At 65.8% G+C, this 18,862-nt stretch carries 23 protein-coding genes; 11 read left to right on the top strand and 12 right to left on the bottom strand.

The window, feature by feature from the left end; all coding sequences use genetic code 11:
- Positions 1–13 precede the first annotated feature (13 nt).
- From ruvC to pal, 11 genes are all read left to right on the top strand, one after another.
- Positions 14–487 carry a crossover junction endodeoxyribonuclease RuvC gene (ruvC, locus tag CDQ91_RS18190; protein ID WP_088474122.1) on the top strand — a complete coding sequence of 158 codons (474 nt, stop codon included), beginning with the start codon at positions 14–16 and terminating at the stop codon, positions 485–487.
- A gap of 141 nt (positions 488–628) precedes the next feature.
- A complete protein-coding gene (gene ruvA, locus CDQ91_RS18185; RefSeq protein ID WP_088474121.1) occupies positions 629–1,231 on the top strand; it encodes a Holliday junction branch migration protein RuvA in 603 nt (200 codons plus the stop codon).
- On the top strand, positions 1,228–1,632 hold the full coding sequence (locus CDQ91_RS18180) for a GFA family protein (protein WP_088474120.1): 405 nt from the start codon (positions 1,228–1,230) through the stop codon (positions 1,630–1,632). The genes ruvA and CDQ91_RS18180 overlap by 4 nt, the downstream gene beginning before the upstream one ends.
- A 151-nt stretch (positions 1,633–1,783) precedes the next feature.
- Positions 1,784–2,125, top strand: coding sequence for a GIY-YIG nuclease family protein (locus CDQ91_RS18175; protein WP_088474119.1), 342 nt, complete (start codon positions 1,784–1,786; stop codon positions 2,123–2,125).
- Positions 2,103–3,173: a Holliday junction branch migration DNA helicase RuvB gene (gene ruvB, locus CDQ91_RS18170; protein WP_237246042.1), complete on the top strand. Its 1,071-nt coding sequence runs from the start codon at positions 2,103–2,105 to the stop codon at positions 3,171–3,173. The genes CDQ91_RS18175 and ruvB overlap by 23 nt, the downstream gene beginning before the upstream one ends.
- Before the next feature lie 101 nt (positions 3,174–3,274).
- Positions 3,275–3,754, top strand: a complete 480-nt coding sequence (locus tag CDQ91_RS18165) for a YbgC/FadM family acyl-CoA thioesterase (protein WP_088474118.1) — start codon at positions 3,275–3,277, stop codon at positions 3,752–3,754.
- The gene (gene tolQ, locus CDQ91_RS18160; protein WP_088474117.1) at positions 3,748–4,446 is read left to right on the top strand and encodes a protein TolQ; all 699 of its coding nucleotides are present in this window, start codon (positions 3,748–3,750) and stop codon (positions 4,444–4,446) included. The genes CDQ91_RS18165 and tolQ overlap by 7 nt, the downstream gene beginning before the upstream one ends.
- Positions 4,446–4,955 carry a protein TolR gene (gene tolR, locus CDQ91_RS18155; protein ID WP_088474116.1) on the top strand — a complete coding sequence of 170 codons (510 nt, stop codon included), beginning with the start codon at positions 4,446–4,448 and terminating at the stop codon, positions 4,953–4,955. The genes tolQ and tolR overlap by 1 nt, the downstream gene beginning before the upstream one ends.
- A 9-nt stretch (positions 4,956–4,964) precedes the next feature.
- Positions 4,965–5,792, top strand: a complete 828-nt coding sequence (locus CDQ91_RS18150) for a hypothetical protein (RefSeq protein WP_088474115.1) — start codon at positions 4,965–4,967, stop codon at positions 5,790–5,792.
- Positions 5,789–7,156: a Tol-Pal system beta propeller repeat protein TolB gene (tolB, locus tag CDQ91_RS18145; RefSeq protein WP_088474114.1), complete on the top strand. Its 1,368-nt coding sequence runs from the start codon at positions 5,789–5,791 to the stop codon at positions 7,154–7,156. Before CDQ91_RS18150 ends, tolB begins: the two co-directional genes overlap by 4 nt.
- Positions 7,157–7,269: 113 nt before the next feature.
- Entirely contained in the window at positions 7,270–7,782 is a 513-nt protein-coding gene (gene pal, locus CDQ91_RS18140; RefSeq protein ID WP_174688526.1) for a peptidoglycan-associated lipoprotein Pal, read from the top strand.
- On the opposite strand, the gene CDQ91_RS18135 is transcribed toward pal, so the two are convergent.
- The 12 genes from CDQ91_RS18135 to gspD are packed head-to-tail and all read right to left on the bottom strand — an operon-like array spanning position 7,769 to position 18,859.
- Positions 7,769–8,539: a prepilin peptidase gene (locus tag CDQ91_RS18135; RefSeq protein ID WP_088474113.1), complete on the bottom strand. Its 771-nt coding sequence runs from the start codon at positions 8,537–8,539 to the stop codon at positions 7,769–7,771. The genes pal and CDQ91_RS18135 overlap by 14 nt on opposite strands.
- 37 nt (positions 8,540–8,576) lie before the next feature.
- The gene (locus tag CDQ91_RS18130; protein ID WP_088474112.1) at positions 8,577–9,293 is read right to left on the bottom strand and encodes a type II secretion system protein N; all 717 of its coding nucleotides are present in this window, start codon (positions 9,291–9,293) and stop codon (positions 8,577–8,579) included.
- A complete protein-coding gene (gene gspM, locus CDQ91_RS18125; RefSeq protein ID WP_088474111.1) occupies positions 9,290–9,772 on the bottom strand; it encodes a type II secretion system protein GspM in 483 nt (160 codons plus the stop codon). The genes CDQ91_RS18130 and gspM overlap by 4 nt, the downstream gene beginning before the upstream one ends.
- Entirely contained in the window at positions 9,769–10,914 is a 1,146-nt protein-coding gene (gspL, locus tag CDQ91_RS18120; RefSeq protein ID WP_164499275.1) for a type II secretion system protein GspL, read from the bottom strand. Before gspL ends, gspM begins: the two co-directional genes overlap by 4 nt.
- 1 nt (position 10,915) lies before the next feature.
- A complete protein-coding gene (gene gspK, locus CDQ91_RS18115; RefSeq protein WP_237246041.1) occupies positions 10,916–11,920 on the bottom strand; it encodes a type II secretion system minor pseudopilin GspK in 1,005 nt (334 codons plus the stop codon).
- Positions 11,917–12,579 (bottom strand): type II secretion system minor pseudopilin GspJ, encoded by a 663-nt coding sequence (gene gspJ / locus CDQ91_RS18110; protein WP_088474109.1) that lies wholly within the window; start codon positions 12,577–12,579, stop codon positions 11,917–11,919. The genes gspK and gspJ overlap by 4 nt, the downstream gene beginning before the upstream one ends.
- Positions 12,580–12,638: 59 nt before the next feature.
- Positions 12,639–13,004, bottom strand: a complete 366-nt coding sequence (gspI, locus tag CDQ91_RS18105; RefSeq protein WP_272897622.1) for a type II secretion system minor pseudopilin GspI — start codon at positions 13,002–13,004, stop codon at positions 12,639–12,641.
- On the bottom strand, positions 12,994–13,488 hold the full coding sequence (locus CDQ91_RS18100) for a GspH/FimT family pseudopilin (RefSeq protein WP_088474108.1): 495 nt from the start codon (positions 13,486–13,488) through the stop codon (positions 12,994–12,996). Before CDQ91_RS18100 ends, gspI begins: the two co-directional genes overlap by 11 nt.
- Complete coding sequence (gene gspG / locus CDQ91_RS18095; protein WP_237246050.1) at positions 13,463–13,945, bottom strand: type II secretion system major pseudopilin GspG; 483 nt, start codon at positions 13,943–13,945, stop codon at positions 13,463–13,465. Before gspG ends, CDQ91_RS18100 begins: the two co-directional genes overlap by 26 nt.
- Positions 13,946–13,957: 12 nt before the next feature.
- The gene (gspF, locus tag CDQ91_RS18090) at positions 13,958–15,175 is read right to left on the bottom strand and encodes a type II secretion system inner membrane protein GspF (RefSeq protein WP_088474106.1); all 1,218 of its coding nucleotides are present in this window, start codon (positions 15,173–15,175) and stop codon (positions 13,958–13,960) included.
- Entirely contained in the window at positions 15,168–16,661 is a 1,494-nt protein-coding gene (locus CDQ91_RS18085; protein WP_088474105.1) for a GspE/PulE family protein, read from the bottom strand. The genes gspF and CDQ91_RS18085 overlap by 8 nt, the downstream gene beginning before the upstream one ends.
- On the bottom strand, positions 16,658–18,859 hold the full coding sequence (gspD, locus tag CDQ91_RS18080; protein ID WP_088474104.1) for a type II secretion system secretin GspD: 2,202 nt from the start codon (positions 18,857–18,859) through the stop codon (positions 16,658–16,660). Before gspD ends, CDQ91_RS18085 begins: the two co-directional genes overlap by 4 nt.
- Positions 18,860–18,862 lie beyond the last annotated feature (3 nt).

Raw genomic sequence — 18,862 nt, 5'->3', positions numbered from 1 at the left:
AGGGGCTTTTCTTATGATCATCCTCGGCCTCGACCCCTCGCTCACCTGCACCGGCTGGGGCGTGATCCGCGTCGAGGGCAGCCGGATCAGCCATGTCGCCAACGGGCAGGTGAAAACCGACACCAAGGCCCCCCTGCCCGACCGGCTCGCCTATCTCGACACCGTGCTGGCGGCGGTGATCGCCGACCATGGCCCGCAATGCGCCGCGGTCGAAGAAATCTTCGTCAACGACAATCCGCAATCGACGCTGAAACTCGCGCACGCGCGCGGCGTCGTGCTGCTTGGCTGCGCGCGCGCGGGGCTCACGGTCGGCGAATATGCCCCGCGCCTCGTCAAAAAGGCGATCGTCGGCACTGGCGGCGCGGCGAAGGAACAGGTGCAGGCGATGCTCCGCGTCCTCCTGCCCGGCGCGAAGGTCGTCGGGGCGGACGCCGCAGATGCGCTGGCCGTCGCGATTTGCCATGCAAACCACCGGCCGCGCTACTAACAGTTCGTCACCCAGGACTTGATCCGGGGTCCATGCGGTCATGGATGCCGGATCAAGTCCGGCATGACGAAGATAGGACATGGTATGACAAGGAAAGGGAAATTTGTTCCCTTTTCATTCCTGTCACGCTAGGCAAAGCCCATGATCGCAAAACTCACCGGACGGTTGGACAGCAGCGGCGCGGGCCATGCAGTGATCGACGTCGGCGGCGTCGGTTATCTGGTCGAGGCCTCGGCACGCACTTTGGACGCACTCGGCGCGACCGGCAGCGACGTGACCATCCATACCGAAATGCTAGTCGGCGAAGATTTCCTCCGCCTGCTCGGCTTCGCCCGCGCCGAAGAGCGCGACTGGTTCCGCCTGCTCACCCACGTCCAGGGCGTCGGCACGAAGGTCGCGCTCGCGATCCTTTCGGCACTCGAAATCGGCGACCTCCAGCGCGCGCTCGCAAGCGGCGACAGCGCCATGATCGCGCGCGCGAACGGCGTCGGGCCGAAGCTCGCGCAGCGGATCACGCATGAACTAAAAGACAAGGCCGGCGCGCTCGGCGGAATATCGGGTGGCGGGAGTTATACGTCGTCCGTAACCCCCGGTCCGCTCGGCGACGCCGTCACCGCCCTCACCGGCCTCGGCTTCAAACCCGGCGAAGCGAGCACCGCAGTTGCCGCCGCCAGCGAAGAACTCGGCGCCGACGCCAGCCTCGACGCGCTGGTACGGGTGGCGCTCAAGAAGGCGGCCAAGTGACCGACCGCATCCGCAACGCCGCGTGCCGCTGCGGCCAACTCCGCATCGCCTGCACCGGCGAACCGACCCGCGTCTCGGTCTGCCACTGCCGCAACTGCAAGGCGCGCAGCGGCAGCGCCTTTGCCGCGCAGGTTCGTTTCCCCGCCGAGCAAGTCCGCACCGAGGGCGAAGCGAAAATGTGGCAGTGCACCGGCGAGAGCGGCAACACCGCCGACTTTTTCTTTTGCGGCACCTGCGGCTCAGGCGTCTGGTACCGGGCGCGGCCCTATCACGAGGCCTATGCGGTACCGCTCGGCAATTTCGAGCCCGGTCACGGCTTCGTGCCCGACTATTCGGTCTATGAAGAACGCATGGAGCCTTGGGTTTCGATCAGCGGCGGCGAGGTCGAGCATCATGTGTAGGCGCTGCGGCGCGTTCGCCGGTGACGGTGTTAGATTTCGCACGGTCGGACCATGGATGCTGAAACAAGTTCAGCATGGCGAGTGTGAGACCATGTTTACTCTCTTCGTCACCCTGAACTTGTTTCAGGGTCCATGGCCTTAGAGTGAGACCATGCGCGACGTCTTTCAACCCTGCACCTACATCCTCGCAAGCCAACGCAACGGCACGCTTTACGTCGGCGTCACCTCCAATCTGATCCAGCGCATATGGCAGCATCGCAACGGCATCGCAGAGGGGTTTTCCAAGCATTACCGCGCCTATCGCCTCGTCCACTTCGAACTGCTCGGTACAATGGAACTAGCAATCACCCGCGAAAAGCAGCTTAAAAACTGGCATCGCCAATGGAAGATCAATTTGATCGAAGCCGACAATCCCGAATGGCGTGATCTTGCCTTCGACATTGGTGCGGGGCCGATTGGGCAGACCATGGATGCTGAAACAAGTTCAGCATGACGCAGTTTATAGGTATCTCGACACCGTGACCGACCTGACCACCCCTATCCGCACCCCCGAGGACGCCGACGCCGCGCTGCGCCCGAAGACGCTTGCCGAATTCGTCGGGCAGGCGGCGGCGCGCGAAAATCTGCGCATCTTTGTCGAAGCGGCAAAATCGCGCGGCGATGCGCTCGACCATGTGCTGTTTTTTGGACCACCGGGTCTCGGCAAAACGACGCTCGCGCAGATCGTTGCGCGTGAACTGGGCGTCGGCTTTCGCTCGACCAGCGGTCCGGTGATCGCCAAGGCGGGCGACCTCGCCGCCTTGCTCACCAATCTCGAGGATGGAGACGTCCTCTTCATCGACGAAATCCACCGGCTGTCGCCCGCTGTCGAGGAAATCCTCTATCCGGCGATGGAGGATCGCGCGCTCGACATCATGATCGGCGAAGGGCCGTCGGCGCGGTCGGTACGGATCGACTTGCCCAAATTCACCCTCGTTGGCGCGACGACGCGGCAAGGATTGCTGACGACGCCGCTGCGCGACCGCTTCGGGATTCCTGTGCGGCTCAATTTCTATACGCATGCCGAGTTGCAGCAGGTGATCACCCGCGCGGCGAATCTGTTGTCGTTGCCGATCGCACCCGACGGCGCGCTGGAGATTGCGAGGCGCGCGCGCGGAACGCCGCGCATTGCCGGACGGCTGCTGCGCCGCGTGCGCGATTTTGCGACGGTTGCAGGGCACGCGATCGTCGACCGCAAGGCCGCAGACTCCGCGCTCAACCGGCTGGAGGTCGACGCGCTCGGACTCGACGCGATGGATCGCCGTTACCTCACCATGATCGCCGATATTTATCGCGGCGGGCCGGTCGGGGTCGAAACGCTTGCGGCGGGCTTGTCCGAACCACGCGACACGGTCGAAGATGTCATCGAACCCTATTTGCTGCAGGTCGGATTGATCGCGCGCACCGCGCGCGGGCGCATGCTCAACGCCAGCGCGTGGAAGCATCTGGGGCTCAATCCGCCCGCCGGTTCGCAGGACGGATTGTTCGATCAGAGCAAGTAAGGCGGAATAGAGCCGTTTTCTTCTGCCAAGCGGCACGAAGGTGCGACGAACCGTTGAAGAGGGCTTTGCGGCGAGTCCCCCACCGGCTATCGGTCAGAACAATGGTTGACGTTCCTCCCCCCTTCGTCCCCGGCGCCTTCGTCGGGGCCGCGCATCACTATCGGGCGCGGGTCTATTTCGAAGACACCGACCTGTCGGGGATCGTCTATCACGCCAATTATCTGCGCTATATGGAACGCGCCCGGTCCGACATGCTGCGCCTCGCCGGAATCGACCAGCGTGCGGCGATGGAGGGCGGCGAAGGCGCATGGGCGGTCACCGACCTCACCATAAAATATCGCAGTCCGGCGAAGCTCGACGACGATCTGCTCGTCGTCAGCACGGTCGAGGCGGTGCGCGGCGCAAGCGTCATTATCGCGCAGCGCATCCTTCGCGGTCATGACACGTTAAGCGACGAAACGCTTACAGACGGACGCGTGACCGCCGCATTCCTGTCACCCGAAGGTCGGCCGCGCCGCCAGCCCGCGGGCTGGGCCGACCGATTTACCGCCATCATGAATGGAGAGACCATCCCTTGCTAGACAATATCTCGCTGGCCGCCGATGCGGCGACCCTGTCGCCCGTAGCGCTGTTCCTGCAAGCCGATATCATCGTGAAGGCGGTGATGATCGGGCTTCTCGGCGCCTCCATCTATGTCTGGGCGGTGATCATCGGCCATGGTCGCAGCGTCGGCAAGATGATGAGTTCGTCCGAACGCTTCGAGCGCGATTTCTGGCGCGCTGGCAATATCGACAAATTTTACGAGGAAAATGGCCGCGAAGAATTGCCGAGCGCCAAGATCCTCGGCGCCGGCATTTCGGAATGGCGCCGGTCGACGGTGGGCAAGGCCGTCGATCGCGACGGCACCCGCGAACGGCTGGGCATTGCGATGAATTCGGCGATTGCGGGCGAAGTCGACCGGCTGGCCGACAAGATCGGGACGCTCGCGACGATCGGGTCGGTCGCGCCCTTCGTTGGACTGTTCGGCACCGTATGGGGCATCATGCGCAGCTTCACCGCTATTGCGGCGGAAAATAACAGCAGCCTTGCCGTCGTCGCCCCCGGCATCGCCGAAGCGCTGTTCGCGACCGCAATCGGCCTGTTCGCCGCCATCCCTGCCGTGATCGCCTACAACAGCTTCTCGCAGCGCCTGAACCGGCTCGAATCGCGGCTCGGCCGTTTTGCCGACGGGCTGCACGCGACCTTTAGCCGCGAGTTGGAGGTTGAAGCCTGATGGCGATGTCGGGCCCTTCCGGCGGCGCCAGTGCGCGGCGCGGTCGCGGGCGGCATCGCGCACCGATGTCCGAAATCAACGTCACCCCGCTGGTCGACGTGATGCTCGTGCTGTTGATCATCTTCATGATCACCGCCCCCTTGCTCGCCTCCGCGGTGCCGGTCGACCTGCCCGAAAGCCGCGCGAAGCCGGTGGAGACCGAAGAGCAGGAGCCGGTCCAGCTGTCGATCAACGCCGATGACACGCTCTATATCGGTGAAGAGGTGGTGCCCGAGGCCGATTTGCCTGCCCGGCTCGAAGCGATTGCGCGCGAGGCGAAGGAAGGCGGCAAGCCGCCCCAGATCATGCTGCGCGCCGACAAGGGGCTCGACTATGGCCGCGTAATGCGCGTGATGGGCGAACTCAACCACGCGGGTCTGTCGCGGATCGCGCTGGTTACGACCGGGTCCGAGACCGCAGCGGCGATCGCTGAGCCAGCGGTCACCGCGGGTTCAGACAGCGGGCAATAGGCAAGGACGATGACCGAAACACGGGCAGCGGGGGGAAATGAGAAACGCGGCATCGCCATCGCGGTGGCGGCGCATATCGCCATCATCGGCCTGCTTTCGGTGCAATGGACCGCAGGCGAACGCCGTTTCGACAATCCGCCGATGGAAGTCGACCTGATCGCCGAAACCGCGGCGACTTCAACCGCGCCGGTGATCAGCGACACCCCGCCCGCTGCGCGGCTGGGCGAAGAGGATGCGGTCGACATCGCCGCGCCCGAACCGATGCCCGCGCCGCCTGAGCCCGAACCTGTGGTGCGGCCGACCCCGGCCCCGACGCCCAAGCCGGTCGCGCGATCAATCCCAACGCCACCAAAAAAGCTGCCACCGGCGGCCAAGAAGGCACCTCCCAAAGCGGCCACCCAAGCGCCGCCCGCGAAAAAGAACCCGGCGCGGCCGACGGGACGCCCGACTGGCAATCTCGAGGAAATTGGCCGTGACCTGACTAAGTCGCCCTCAAAAAAAGGCGCACCCGCAGCAGCGACCGCTGCCGAGGTTCGGCGGTCGATCGACGTCAGCATCAAGGCAAAGGTTGGCCCACGCTGGGACCGGTGCAATGTAAGTGGCGTCGACGTAGAACAACTGAAAACTATCGTTAAGTTCCGGCTCACTCAAACGGGTGCGCTTGCGGGTTTCTCAAGCGTCACCACTACTGGTCAGAATGACAGCAACAAATTTCAAGTCGCACGACATCAGGAATGCGCCAAAAAGGCCATAGAAGTGGCCGCTCCGTTCGATCTGCCAGAGGAAAACTACAGCTACTGGCAGAATTATACGTTGGATTTTGACAAAGCGAGATGAGCATGACTCTTACGAGATATTTAATCGCGGGCATTTTCGCGGCAACGGCCGTCCCTGCGGTTGCCCAAGATCAGAGCTCTGCCCAGCTACAACCGGAAGGGCCTCGTGAATCGATCACTGGCACGCTGTCGCAGGACCGCACCGTCATCGCCGTTCCCGCACTGGCGACCCCGGCGGTGATGACCGTCGCCGGGCTGCGCACCGACAGCCTCGGCCGCCAGATCGCCGAAGTCATCGCCGCCGATCTTGAACGCAGCGGGCTTTACGCCCCGCTCGGCCCCGGCAGCGTTCGCGCGATCAGCATGGCCGAAGTCCGCGCGCCGCAATTCGCCGACTGGCAATCGCGGGGCGCCGAGAATGTCGTCCATGGCTTTGTTCAGGCAAGCGGTACCGGCGGGCTCGTCGTCGGCTGCTATCTCTATGATACCGCGTTGGGCAGCGAGCTGGTCCGTCAGGGTTTTGAGATTCAGCCCGGCGACTGGCGCCGCGCCGCACATAAATGCGCCGACGCCATTTATTCGCGCCTATCGGGTGAAGCGCCCTTCTTTGACAGCCGCGTCGCCTATATCGCCGAGAGCGGGCCCAAGGGGAATCGGATCAAGCGCCTCGCGATCATGGACAGCGACGGCGGCAACCACCGCTTCGTCACCAACGGTCAGGCGCTGGCAATCAGCCCGCGTTTCTCGCCCGATTACAAGAAGATCGTTTATGTCAGCTATTTGAACAACCGCGTTCGCGTGTTCATTTACGACGTCGCCACCGGATCGCAGAAGCTGGTGACCGAAAGCGGAAACACCACCTTTGCCCCGCGCTGGTCGCCCGATGGATCGCAGATCCTCTATTCGATGGCGGTCGGCGGCAACACCGACATTTATCGCATCTCGGCCAACGGCGGCACTCCGGTGCGGCTGACCAGCACCCCGGGGATTGACGTCGGCGGCAGCTTCTCACCCGATGGCAAGAAGATCGTGTTCGAAAGCGACCGGTCGGGCAGCCAGCAAATCTATACGATGAACATCGACGGATCGAACCAGCAGCGGATCAGCTTTGGCGGTGGGCGCTATGCGACCCCCGAATGGTCGCCGCGCGGCGACTTGATCGCCTTCACCCGGCTGGGCGGCGGCGAATTCCGTATCGGGGTCATGACCCCGTCAGGCGGCGGCGCGCGCATGCTCACCAACAGCTGGCAGGATGAGGCGCCGACCTGGTCGCCGAATGGCCGCGTCCTGCAATTCTTCCGCACCTCGCCCGGCCGCGAGGGCAAATCCAGCCTGTGGCAGGTCGACCTGACGGGCGTGAACCTCCGCCGCCTGCCGACCCCCCAGGACGGGTCGGATCCGAGCTGGGGCCCGGTGCTGCCCTGAGGCCAGAGAAAGCCGGGAACCAAAGGAAATCTGCGGGATTGGAACATCGCGTTCAACATGCGTTCATCCCGTCGGCACTTAACGACGTACGCAACAATAAAAGGACAGAAATCATGACGATACGCAAAACCACCGCGATGATCGCGGCGATCACCATGTTTGCTGTTGGCGCCTGCGCAAAAAAGGCGCCCGAGGTGCTGCCACCGGCTCCCGAAGGTACAGGAAGCGACACCGGCACTGACACTGGCACGGGGGTCGTCCCCGGATCGCAGGAAGATTTCGTCGCAAATGTGGCGGCAGATCGCGTCTTCTTCGGTTTCGACCAGTATAATGTCGATGCCGAAGATCAGGCGACGCTGCAGAGTCAGGCCCAATGGCTGCAGCGCAATCCCGCAGTCCGCGTCACGCTCGAAGGCCATGCCGACGAACGCGGCACGCGCGATTACAACATCGCACTCGGCGAACGCCGCGCCAATGCCGCGAAAAATTACCTCTCGTCGATCGGCATCGATCCGAACCGCATTCAGGTCATCAGCTATGGCAAGGAACGCCCGGCGGAACTCGGTTCGACCGAGGAAGCCTATGCGAAGAACCGCCGCGCGGTGACTGTCATTATCGGCCGCTGATCAGCAGCCACAGCGGCACTGCGGCAAAGGCCGCGATGCTCGCGAACAGACCAAAGGGGATCCGCCGCTGAACCAGCGGCTGGTCCCCTTTTCCTTGGGTGACAAGTGCCCATGCCAGCCCCCCGAGGCTGGCGAGCATCAGCACCAGCGGCAGCGCCTGCCAACCCAGCCAGGCGCCTATCGCCGCGACCAGCTTTGGATCGCCGCCGCCCATGCCGTGGGCGCCGCGCGCGCGACGATAGGCCCATGCGACCAGCGCCAGCGCGATCCCGCCCGCAACGGCGCCGATCCATCGGTCGAGCAACAGCGTTCCCATCAACGGACCCGCGAGCAGCAACCCAGCCGCCGCCAGCACGGCATTGAGACGATCGGGCAACCAGAGGTGGCGCGCGTCGAGCAACGCAAGCGGCAGCAACAGCCAGCCGAGCAACGCCCAGAGCCAACCCGACAGACCGGGCATGATGGCAAGCGCCAGCGCTCCGATCAGCGCCGACGTGATCTCGACCCGGCTGTGAAATGGATCGATGCGCGCGCCACATTGGCGGCAGCGCCCGCACGACAGGAGCGCCGACAGCAACGGGACAAGATCCCATGGCGCAAGCGGCTTCTGACACCCATCGCAGCGCGACCGCCCGAGCACCGAACGCCCGGCGGGCCAGCGCAGCACCATGGTCGCAATGAAGCTGCCGAGGATCAGGCCCACCAGCGCGGCGAAACCGACGCCCCAGCCATAGGGTAAGGCGTTTAGGACCGACATTGGGGCATCGAACGGCGTGGCTTCACGGCATCATATTCTAGAAGCGACCCGAAGTCGCCAGCACGAACCCGCCTGGTCCCGCCTTGAACCCAAGTAGCGAAAGCGCCGCCGCCATCGTGGGATCGCGATCGACATTGATCGCGAATTGCGCGCGATAGGCGCCGCTGCCGTCGAACGAGAGCGTCAGCCGCTCCATCCCCGATTGGCTTGCGAGCGCCGCCTGCGCGCGGCCCTTCGCGCACGCCAGCGACCCAGACAGGCCGCGCGACAGGTCGAGCCCGGCGATCGGCGCCGTGACCGACAGTTGGAGCCGTCCGTTCGCCGCCGCACATTTCCCGGCGTCATCGAATTGCACGGTGGCGCCTTCAAAGCGGATCGTATCGACCGGGATCATGCCGAGCCCGCCCGACATCGAGGTGACGCCGTTCACATCGGACACGCCGCGCGGATTGCTGCCGTGCAGGCGTCCCGCCAACGCTCCAAGCCGGTCGTCGGCGCGCGTAAACGCCATTTCGACCCTGCCTGTCAGCAGCGCGAGCGGCGACAGGCTGGCGCGCAGGGTGCCGAGCGGCAGCGCCCCGAGGCGCGCCTCGACAAGCTCACCCGACCACACCGACCCGCGCACTTCACGCGCGGTAATTCCAGCGTCGGAAGCCCCCGAAAGCCCCAGCGCGAGCCGCATGGGGAAGGTTGCGACAATCAGCAGCAGCGCGAGCAACAGCGCCGCGACAATCCAACGACGGCGCGGCATCATTGTCCGCCTTTCCTGAGTTCGGCGGTCATGCCGACGGTGCCGTCGGCGGCGGGAGTAATCGTCAGCTGATCGACGACAAAGCCCTGCGCTTCCAGCGAAGCGAGCCAGTCGGTCAGCACCGGCGCCTTCGCCGTCGCGATGGCGATCGTCGCCTGCCCCGAACCCCGCGCCTCGTTGCGGTCGAGGGCCAGCCCAATTTCGCCCGCCGATTGCGTCAGATATTGATCGATGGCGACGGCATCGAGCGCCGCCGCGAGCGATTTCGCGGGACGCTGCGCCAGCAATTGCGCCTTCGCCGTCACCCGCCCTTCGCGTTCGATCGCCGCGCGATGCTCCGCCTCCAGGTCGGTGAAGGCGGCATAGGCCGGACGCCCGAGGCCCCAGATAATAACGCCGAGCGCCAGTACGCCCGCGATGCCGACCAGCCAGCGCTCGCGCGGCGACAGGGCGATCCACCAATTTTGCAATTTCTCGGTCATGGCACCGCCCGGATCGTGACATTGGCCATTTGCTGACCATCGGTGCCCGCCATCGGCTGCGCGGTGATGCGATAGCCGCGCGCCTGCAGCGCGAGCAGGACCGTGTTGATATCCTCGACGCGCGGGGCCGCGAGCGTCGTCGACAGCGTGCCATCGGTGCGGTGCGACAGAGTCTTCAGAGTCACCCCCGGCGTATCGGCCATCGCATCATAAAGCGCCGATGCGGGCACCGAGAAAGCGAGCGGGCCGCCCCCCGCCGCAGCGAGGCGCCGGTCGAGTTCACTCTCTGCCGCAGCGGCGTCGGACGCCTTGACCCCCGCCTTCGTCGCTGTATCGATCACCGCGCGGTCGGCGCGGCTTGTGTCGCCGGCGAGCCGCACCGCATGGATGATCGGGATAAGGAGGCTGACGACAAGCAGCGCGATCGCCAGAAACTTCGCCAGCCGCAGCATCGCCGGATCGACCGACCAGCTGCGTTTGGGCTTCCATCCTCCGCTGAGCAAATCGAGCGGCGGCGCGGCAAGCGTCAGGATCAGCGCGTCGCGCATCCGGTCGGCGTCCAGCGGCGCGATGTCATGACCGCTCGCAATCAATGGGTCGAGTTCGGGGTCGGAGGCATAGGCACGGGTCGCGGTGCGAATGATCTGTTCGCCGCCGAGTTCGGCCAACCACAAATGATCGGGTTCGGGCGGCGGCACCGCAGCGCCCGCCGGAATGATCGCCGCAGGCGTCAGCCCGCGCGTCTGCAGCCAGTCGGTCCATGCGGTCATCGCAGCGTGGGTCGTGACCGCAACTGGCGCCGCCTGCCCCGCTTCGGCGGGCTGGCCGGCGACGACATGCAGCGCCGACGCGTCGCCAAGGCTGGCCTTCAGCGTGTCGATGCGCGCCGCGGCGGCGGCCTGCGCGGGCGCGGCGTCGGGATAATGATGCCAGAGCAGGGGCACGTCGGCGACGGGCGCGAGCGCGATCAGCCGGGCGTCGGCGCCATCATCCTGCGGCTTTTCCCACGCCTCGACCCAGCCGTCGTCCTGCCCCGAATCGACGACCACGCCGTCGTCGACGCAGAGCCAAGCGGGCTGCGGAATATCTTTGTCGGCGAGCGCCGCCACGGGGGGCAGCCAAAGGACCAGCGTGCGCGTCATATCAGTCGCTCTCGCCCCAATCGCGGCGGACGATGACGGGCGATGCCTGCCCGGCGCTTGGTGCGCCGCCATTGGCATCGATGAGCGAAACTGCCGTCAAAAACCCGTCCCCCATCGTCACATTCGTCGTCAGCGTCAGCCAGCGGCTCGTCACTCCGGCCTGTTCGCCTATATCACCCGGCGCAAGCCGTTCGAGCGAGCGCGCCTTCCAGAATCGTTCGCTGCTGCCATAGCCGTCCGCAGGCCGCGCCGCCAGCGCCGCCCGCGCATCGGCGATGGTGATTTGATCGGGCATCAGCATCGCAACCAGCGGCGCCTGTTCGGGCGCCAGCGTGTTGACGTTGAGCCGAACCGGTTCTGCAACCGGCAACACACAAATCCAGGGCTTCAGCCGCGCATAGATTTTGGGCGAAACCCCGCGCACTGCGCGCAGCTCGCTGATGTCCGCCATCTTGCGGTTGGCGGGCAGATAGGAATTCGCCATCGATCGATAGACGCCGTCCTCGGCGCCCAGCGGCCCGTCATTGCTGTCGCTGTCGATCCAGTCGGCGGCCGCCCCGGCGATCGACTGCGCCTCACCCGGATCGACGCCGAGCAAGGTCATCAGCGCGCCGAACTGGCGCATCGAACCCGACCGCTGGCTGAACAGCCCCGGCGTGGTTTCGGCGACCAGACTGTTGAGGTTGAAGCAGTTATTGGCATCGGCAAGCCGCGCCTTCCCCTCGCCGCCGGGTAGAGGCAGGATGAAATCGCGCGCCAACCAGTCGCCCGCGAGCGTCAGCTTGGCGGGATCGCGCCCGACCAGATCGCCGACGCGGCGCAGTGCAATTTCTTCGGCGGCAAAGCTGTAGGCGCGGCCCTGATCGACCGCCGCCGCGCTGCCCGCGATGCGCGTCGCGAGCGTCAGCCGGTCGAGCGCGGTAGCGGCGATCACCGCCATCACCGCGACGAGCAGCAACACGCTGAGCAGCGCGGCGCCGCGTTCATCCTTTGCGCCCGGCATCATGGCGCAGGCACCGGGACAGGTGCCGGGAGCGGCGTCGGCGCGGTCAGGAAAAGCAGGACCAGCGGCGCACGGCCTTCGCGGGTCAGCCGTACTTCTACCGCGTGCGGCAGGCGGTCGCCGGGCTCCGACGTCCAGATGCTGCCCCACGCGCCCTTTTCGTCGCGGTATCGCACGACAACCGCACTCACCTCACCGATCAGCCGGTCGCCCTCCCCCATGGCCGTGCCGTCGAGCATCGGCTGGACGGCGCGGCGCCATTCGTTGCCGACGCGCGCATAGCCGACGCGCTCGACCGCCGGGCGCGGCCCGCCGTCGAGTGCCCCCGCGCCGCCATGGACAAAGGCGAAGCCGCTTTCCGATCCGATGAAGGCCGGCACGCTCTCTCCAGCGCTCCCGCGCGTCGAGCGCTGGACCGCCTGGGCCAGATCATTCGCCATCACCGCGCGCAGCCGGTTGACCCCGCCCATCGCCTTCAGCCGTCCCTGCACCGCATCCTGCGTATCGACGCTGCTGCGCAGCAAGCCGACGCCCATCGCGGCGATCGCGGCGAACAGCGACAGCGAGATCAGCATTTCGACGAGGGTGAAACCGCGTTCATCGCCAGATGAACGCGGTCCGGCGAAAGCCGGGGCCTCGTGCGCCCATAGGGAACGTCGCATGCCCACGCACTGGGCCCCGGCTTTCGCCGGGGAACAACCAGAGATGACGCGCTGAATTTTCATCGCGACGGCCGGATGATCGTCAGCACCGACTGCCCGCGCCCGGCTTCGGGCCGAACGATCAGGTCGATTTGCAACAGGCTGTCGTCAGCGGTCCGCTTGACCCGCTGTTCGATCCGCCAGTTGCGCCCGGCATTGGCGACCAAGGATGCGCTGTTGCCGATCGTCGGCGGCGCGGGGTCGGTCCACAATTCGACCGCGCGGTTCTGCGCGACGATACCGGCCATCGTGCTTTCGTCGAGGTCGCCCGCGGTGCGCACCGCATAGGCATCGAGCCGCACCAGCGTCAGCGCGGCGATGCTGATGATGCTGAGCGCGACCAGCATTTCGAGCAGGGTGAATCCGCTTTCGCGATCACTGCCCACGGCTGACCTCCCCCGTCGCCGAAACGCGCACGATCTCGCGCGCGTCGCCGCCCGACAGCACAACGACCTGCGGGGTCGGGCTGGTGCCGACGCGGTCGAACAGGACACGCGCCGCGCCCTGCCCGTCGCCCGCGGCAAAGCGGATGTCGGCGGGCCAGTTGCGCTGCGCAAAGGCACGGCCGGGCAAAGGCTGCCATTCGCCACCGATGCGCCGTTCGAAACCATAGCCCGAGGGCGCGAAGTTGACCGACACGCTGCGCCCCTCGATCACCGCGACGTCGCGCGCGCCGGCCAGCCGCGCGGCGAGCCGGTCGGCCTCGCTGCGCACGCTGCGTTCTTCGCCGGGGATGGTCAGCACCACCGCCGTCGCGGCGAGTCCGAGAATCGCGAGCACGACCATCAGTTCGACCAGCGTGAAGCCGCGGGTCGCTGCCTTGCGACGGTCGGGAGCTGCGCCCTCAGCTGTCTCCGCGAATATCGGCATTGTCGTCGGTCCCGCCCGGTGCCCCATCGGCGCCCAATGACCATACGTCGAAGGCGGCCCCGTTCGGGCCGGGCGTCTGGTAATTATAGGGTCGGCCCCACGGATCAGCGGGCAATTTCTTGATATAGCCGCCGCGGCGATAGCGTTCGGGCTGCGCGAGCGCCGGTGGCGCGGTGATGAGCGCATTCAGCCCGTCGGTCGAGGCCGGATAGGCCAGATTGTCGAGCCGATATTGTTCGAGCGCCGTCTCCAGCGTCGCGATATCGGCCTTCGCCTTGGTCACCATCGCCTTGTCCTGGCTGGGCAGGACGTTGATCATCACCACGGTTGCGAGCAGGCCGATGATGAAGATCACGACCATCAACTCGGTCAGCGTAAAGCCACGCTCGTCCTTCTTGCGTTGCCGTTTGACGGGCTGGCGGGTGGGGTCGAGCATCAGGCGAAGGAAAAGCTTCATCAGGGACATGGGCTATAGACCTGCAAGGTTCTGCAACTGAAGGATCGGAAGCAGGATGGCGAGGATGATAAGGGCAACGCACGACCCCATAACGACAATTATGACAGGCTCGAGTAACGCCATCGACGCCGCCGTGAAACGGTCGAATTCGCGCTCGAGATAATCGGCGGCGCGCTCGAGCATTTGCTCGAGGCGGCCCGCGCTTTCGCCGCTCGCGGTCATGTAAACGAGCAAGGGCGGAAAGACCCCGGCATCGCGCAGCGCCGCCGACAGGCTGCCGCCCGCGCGGACCTGATCGACGATCGTCGCGGTGGCGCTGGCAAGCGCCGCGTTGCGGATCGTCGGCAGCGTCAGGCGCAGACCGTCGACGAGCGGCAGGCGGCTCGACACCATCGTCGACAGCGTGCGGGCAAAACGCGCGGCGTAGAGATCGCGCAGCAGGCGGCCGAGCAAAGGCAGGCGGAGCAGCCGCGCATCTACGCGCGCCTTGAACGCCGGGCGGCGCATCGCCTGAACCCAGCCGAAGGTTGCGGCGGCGAGCAAGAGCGCGATCAGCCACCACCAGTTCGCGGCGAAGCTGGAGATCGCAATCACCGCGCGGGTCAGGAAGGGCAGTTGCTGACCGACGTCGGTGAATTGTTCGACGACGCGCGGGACGACGAAGATCATCAGCGCGGCGACGACGCCGACCGCGACCACCGCGAGGACGATCGGGTAAGCAAGCGCGGCGATCAGCTTGCCGCGCACTTCAGCCTGGCGTTCGAGCAGGTCGGCGAGGCGCGCGAGAATGGTCGTGAGGCTGCCCGTCGTCTCACCCGCCGCGACCATCGCGCGATAGAGCGGCGGGAAGCTCGCCGGCTGGCGCGCCATCGCGTCGGCGAGGCGGCGCCCTTCGAGCAGACCAGCATGGACATCGCCAACCACCGCGCGCGCGCTTTCGGCCTCGCTCTGGCGGGTCAGCGTGCGCAGCGCCTCTTCGAGCGGCGCGACTTCGGCGAGCGTCGCGAGTTGGCGGGTGAAGAGCGCGAGATCCTTGCTCGACAGCTTGTTGCGGCGGAACACCAGCAGCGAACGTCCGCCGGCCGGCTTCGCCCCGGCGGCTTCGACCGCGACGATATGGAATTTCCGGCGGATCAGGTCGGCGCGCGCCGCATCGTCGTTCGCGGCGGTCAGCCGCCCCTTGCGCTCGCGCCCCTGCGGATCGATCGCCACATAGCGATAATCAGGCATCGATTTCCTCGCGCCGCGCGACACGGATCGCCTCTTCGGCGGTGGTCAGCCCCTTGGAGACCATCGTCCGCGCCGCCGAGGCGAGCGTCGGCGATTTCAGGAAAGCGTGGCGCGCGATCATCGCTTCGTCGCCGCCGTTATAGATGTAGCGGCGCACGGTTTCGTCGACCTTGATCGCCTCGAACACCCCGATGCGGCCTTTGTAGCCGGTGCCGTTGCAATGCTCGCAGCCCTTTGGGCGCCAAATCACGGTGCCGATGTCGAGCCCGAGGATCGCCGCGACACTATTGTCCGCCTGCACCGGTTCACGGCAATGATCGCAAAGTTTGCGAACCAGCCGCTGCGCGATCACTGCGCGAAGAGTCGAGGCGAGCAAGAAGGGTTCGACCTTCAAATCTTTCAGGCGCGTGATCGCTCCCACGGCATCATTGGTGTGGACGGTCGAGAGAACGAGGTGCCCCGTCAGCGACGCCTGCACCGCAATATCGGCGGTTTCGCGGTCGCGAATTTCGCCGACCATCACGACATCGGGATCCTGACGCAGGATCGCGCGAAGCCCCGCGGCGAAGTCGAGCCCGACCTTGCTGTTCACCTGCGTCTGGCCGACGCCATCGACGGCATATTCGACCGGATCCTCGACCGTCAGAATATTGCGCTGACCATCGTTCAGCTGCTTGAGCGCGGCATAGAGCGACGTAGTCTTGCCCGAACCCGTCGGCCCGGTGACAAGGATGATGCCATTGGGTTCGGCCAGCGCCTCGCGCAAAATCTGGTCGGCGGCTCCCGACAGGCCAAGGACGTCGAAGTCGATTCCAGCGGCGTCTTTGTCGAGGATACGCATCACGACGCGCTCGCCAGCGCGGCTGGGGAGCGTCGAGACGCGAACGTCGACCGCCTTGCCCGCGAGGGTCAGCCCGATGCGGCCGTCCTGCGGGACGCGGCGCTCGGCGATGTCGAGGCGCGCCATCACCTTGATGCGGCTGACGACGACGGGCGCGACGTGCGGCGGCATGCGCAGATGCTCGCGCAGCACCCCGTCCGTGCGCATCCGCACGACGAGGCCGCTTTCATAGGGCTCAATGTGAATGTCGCTGACACCCTGCCGTACCGCTTCGGCGATGATCGCATTGATCAGGCGGATCGCGGGGGCGTCGTCGGCGCTGTCGAGCAGATCTTCGGCGCTCGGCAGGCTGAAGTCGATGTCGCTGCCGTCGAGCGACCCCGCCATCGCGGCGGCTGAACTGTCGACGGCATAATGATCAGAGAGCAGCCGGTCGAAATCGGCGACGCTGGCCGTCACGACGCGGATCGGCTGCGAGAGATAGCGCTTCACCTCGATCAGCACCGCCGGGTCAGCACCTTCGCGCAAAGTCGCGAGCCACGCGGCGCCCTCGCCCTGTGCGATCACGACGCCATGCGCCCGCGCGAAACCATAGGGAATATCAACCGGCGCCGAAGCAGGCACCGCCGGTTCGATGTCGGTCACGGAAAGTCTCCGGCCGGAGGTGCAGGCGCCTTCGAAATCGACGGCGGAACATCGGTCGTCGTAACGCTGCCCTCGGGGCCACGCAACGCAGGCAAATCCACCGGACCGACGGTGATGTCGGCGGCGGTCGCCGCGGTCGGCACCGGCGGCACCGCGCCCAGATAATCGCGCACCAGCGTGTCGATCGCGGGCTCTTCGTCGGGATTCCGGCGGAGCTGGAAGTCGCGGATATATCCGTAACGGCGCGCGGTGAGCGCGGCGTTGTCCTCGCGGTTACGAAGAATCGTCGGGCGGATGAAGACCATTAGGTTCGTCTTCGACCGGGTGCGGCTGCGCGATTTGAACAGTTCGCCGAGCAGCGGAATATCGCTGAGTAGCGGGATGCGCTCGATCGTCTTGCGCTCGTCATCGTTGAGGAGCCCGCCGATCGCAAGGATTTCGCCATCGTCGACGGTCAGCACCGTTTCGAACGAGCGCTTGTTGAGGATGAGGTCGCTGTTGCGCGACGAGACCGGGCCAGCGACGCTCGACACTTCCTGGCGGAGGAACATCTTCACTTCGCCCGCACCATTGACCTGGGGGGTCACTTCCAGCTTGATCCCGACCTCTTCGCGCTGGACGGTGCGGAAGGCGTTTTCGAAATTGTCGCCCAGCTTTTCGCCAGTCGTGATCGGAACATCCTGCCCGACGAGGAATTTTGCCGCCTGATTGTCGAGGGTGACGATGTGCGGCGTCGCGAGCAGGTTCGACGTCGTGTCTGACTTCACCGCATTGATGATCGCGCCGAAGATCGTATTTTTGCCGATATCGCCCGCAAAACCCGCAAAACCGCCGGTCGCCGCGAGCAACGACGCCGCCGCAGCTTCCTGCAGGCTGTTGCCGAGCGAGCTGTTCGTTTGGGTTACCGTCGTGGTGCCGTTCACCGTCGTCGTCTGCTGCCCCAACTGATTTGCCGCATAAGCGCCGCCGAGGGTCAAAATGTTCGGCGACGCATTGCTGTAGCTCGTCGCGACGAAGGGAATATTCTTGCCGCCGAGCAGAAACTGGACGCCGAGCCGTTTCGCGGCATCGTCGCCGATTTCGACAACGATCGCTTCGACCAGCACCTGTTGGCGGCGGCTGTCGAGCTGGCGGATCAGCTCGCCGAGCATGCGCTGCACTTCGCTGTTGGCCGCGACGATGATCGCGTTCGCGCCTTCGTAGCGCGTTACGATCGCGGGGCCGCGGGTCGAGATGCTGCCGCTGCCTCCGCCGCCGGTCGAAACCGCAGTGGTCGCTGCTGGCGCTGGCGCCGGCGTGCTGTTGCCGCCCGACGAGGATGACGTGGTGGCGGGCGACAGACCCGCTTTCTGCGCCGGGTCGCTGCCGCCACCGATCAGCTGCTGCAGCGTCGGCAGCAGCGTTTCGGCATTGGCGTGCTCGAGCCAATAGACGCGCAATTCGGTGCCACCTGCAGCCTTTTGGTCAAGCTCGTTCGCCATCGAGACAAAGCGCGCGACCATCGCCTGGTCGCCGCGCAGCGCAATCGCGTTGCTGCTGTCGATCGGCACGATCGCGATGGGCGACTTAGCCCCCTCGCCCGCCGCCGGAACCAGCGCGGTGAGTGCCGCGGCGATTTCGCGCGCGCCGGCGTTTTTGAGTGTGACGATCTGGCTGGTCGAACTGTCGCGGTCGATGCTCGAAGCGAGCGCGCGGATGCGGCGGATATTGTCGGCGAAATCGGCGACGACAAGGCTGTTGGCATTGCGGTTCGCGGTGAGCGAACCCTGCGCGCTGACAAGCGGGCGCAGCGTTTCGACCGCCGCGACGGCATCGATATGGCGCAGGCGGATGATCTCCGTGACGAACTGGTTCTGCGCCGCACCGCTGCTGCCGATCCGGCCGGGCTGCGCCGCGGCGCCGTCGATCGGCTGGACGCGGTAGGCGCCGTTGGGGCCGGGAACCGCGACGAGGCCATTCGAGCGCAGGGTTGAGAGGAAAATCTCGAAATATTCGCTGCGCGACAACGGCCGGTCGGTGACGACCGACACCTTGCCGTTGACGCGGCCGTCGATGACAAAGGTGCGCCCGGTGATCCGGGCGGCATCCTGAATGAAGGCGCGAATATCGGCGTCGCGAACGTTGAGCGTATATTGCGCCGACGCAGGGGTCGCCGAGATCAGCGCCGCTGCAAGCATGAGGGACAGTTTAAAACGCATGTG

This window comes from Sphingopyxis witflariensis (assembly GCF_002205635.1).
GTDB lineage: Bacteria > Pseudomonadota > Alphaproteobacteria > Sphingomonadales > Sphingomonadaceae > Sphingopyxis > Sphingopyxis witflariensis.
This window is presented reverse-complemented; position numbering and strand designations above follow the sequence as displayed.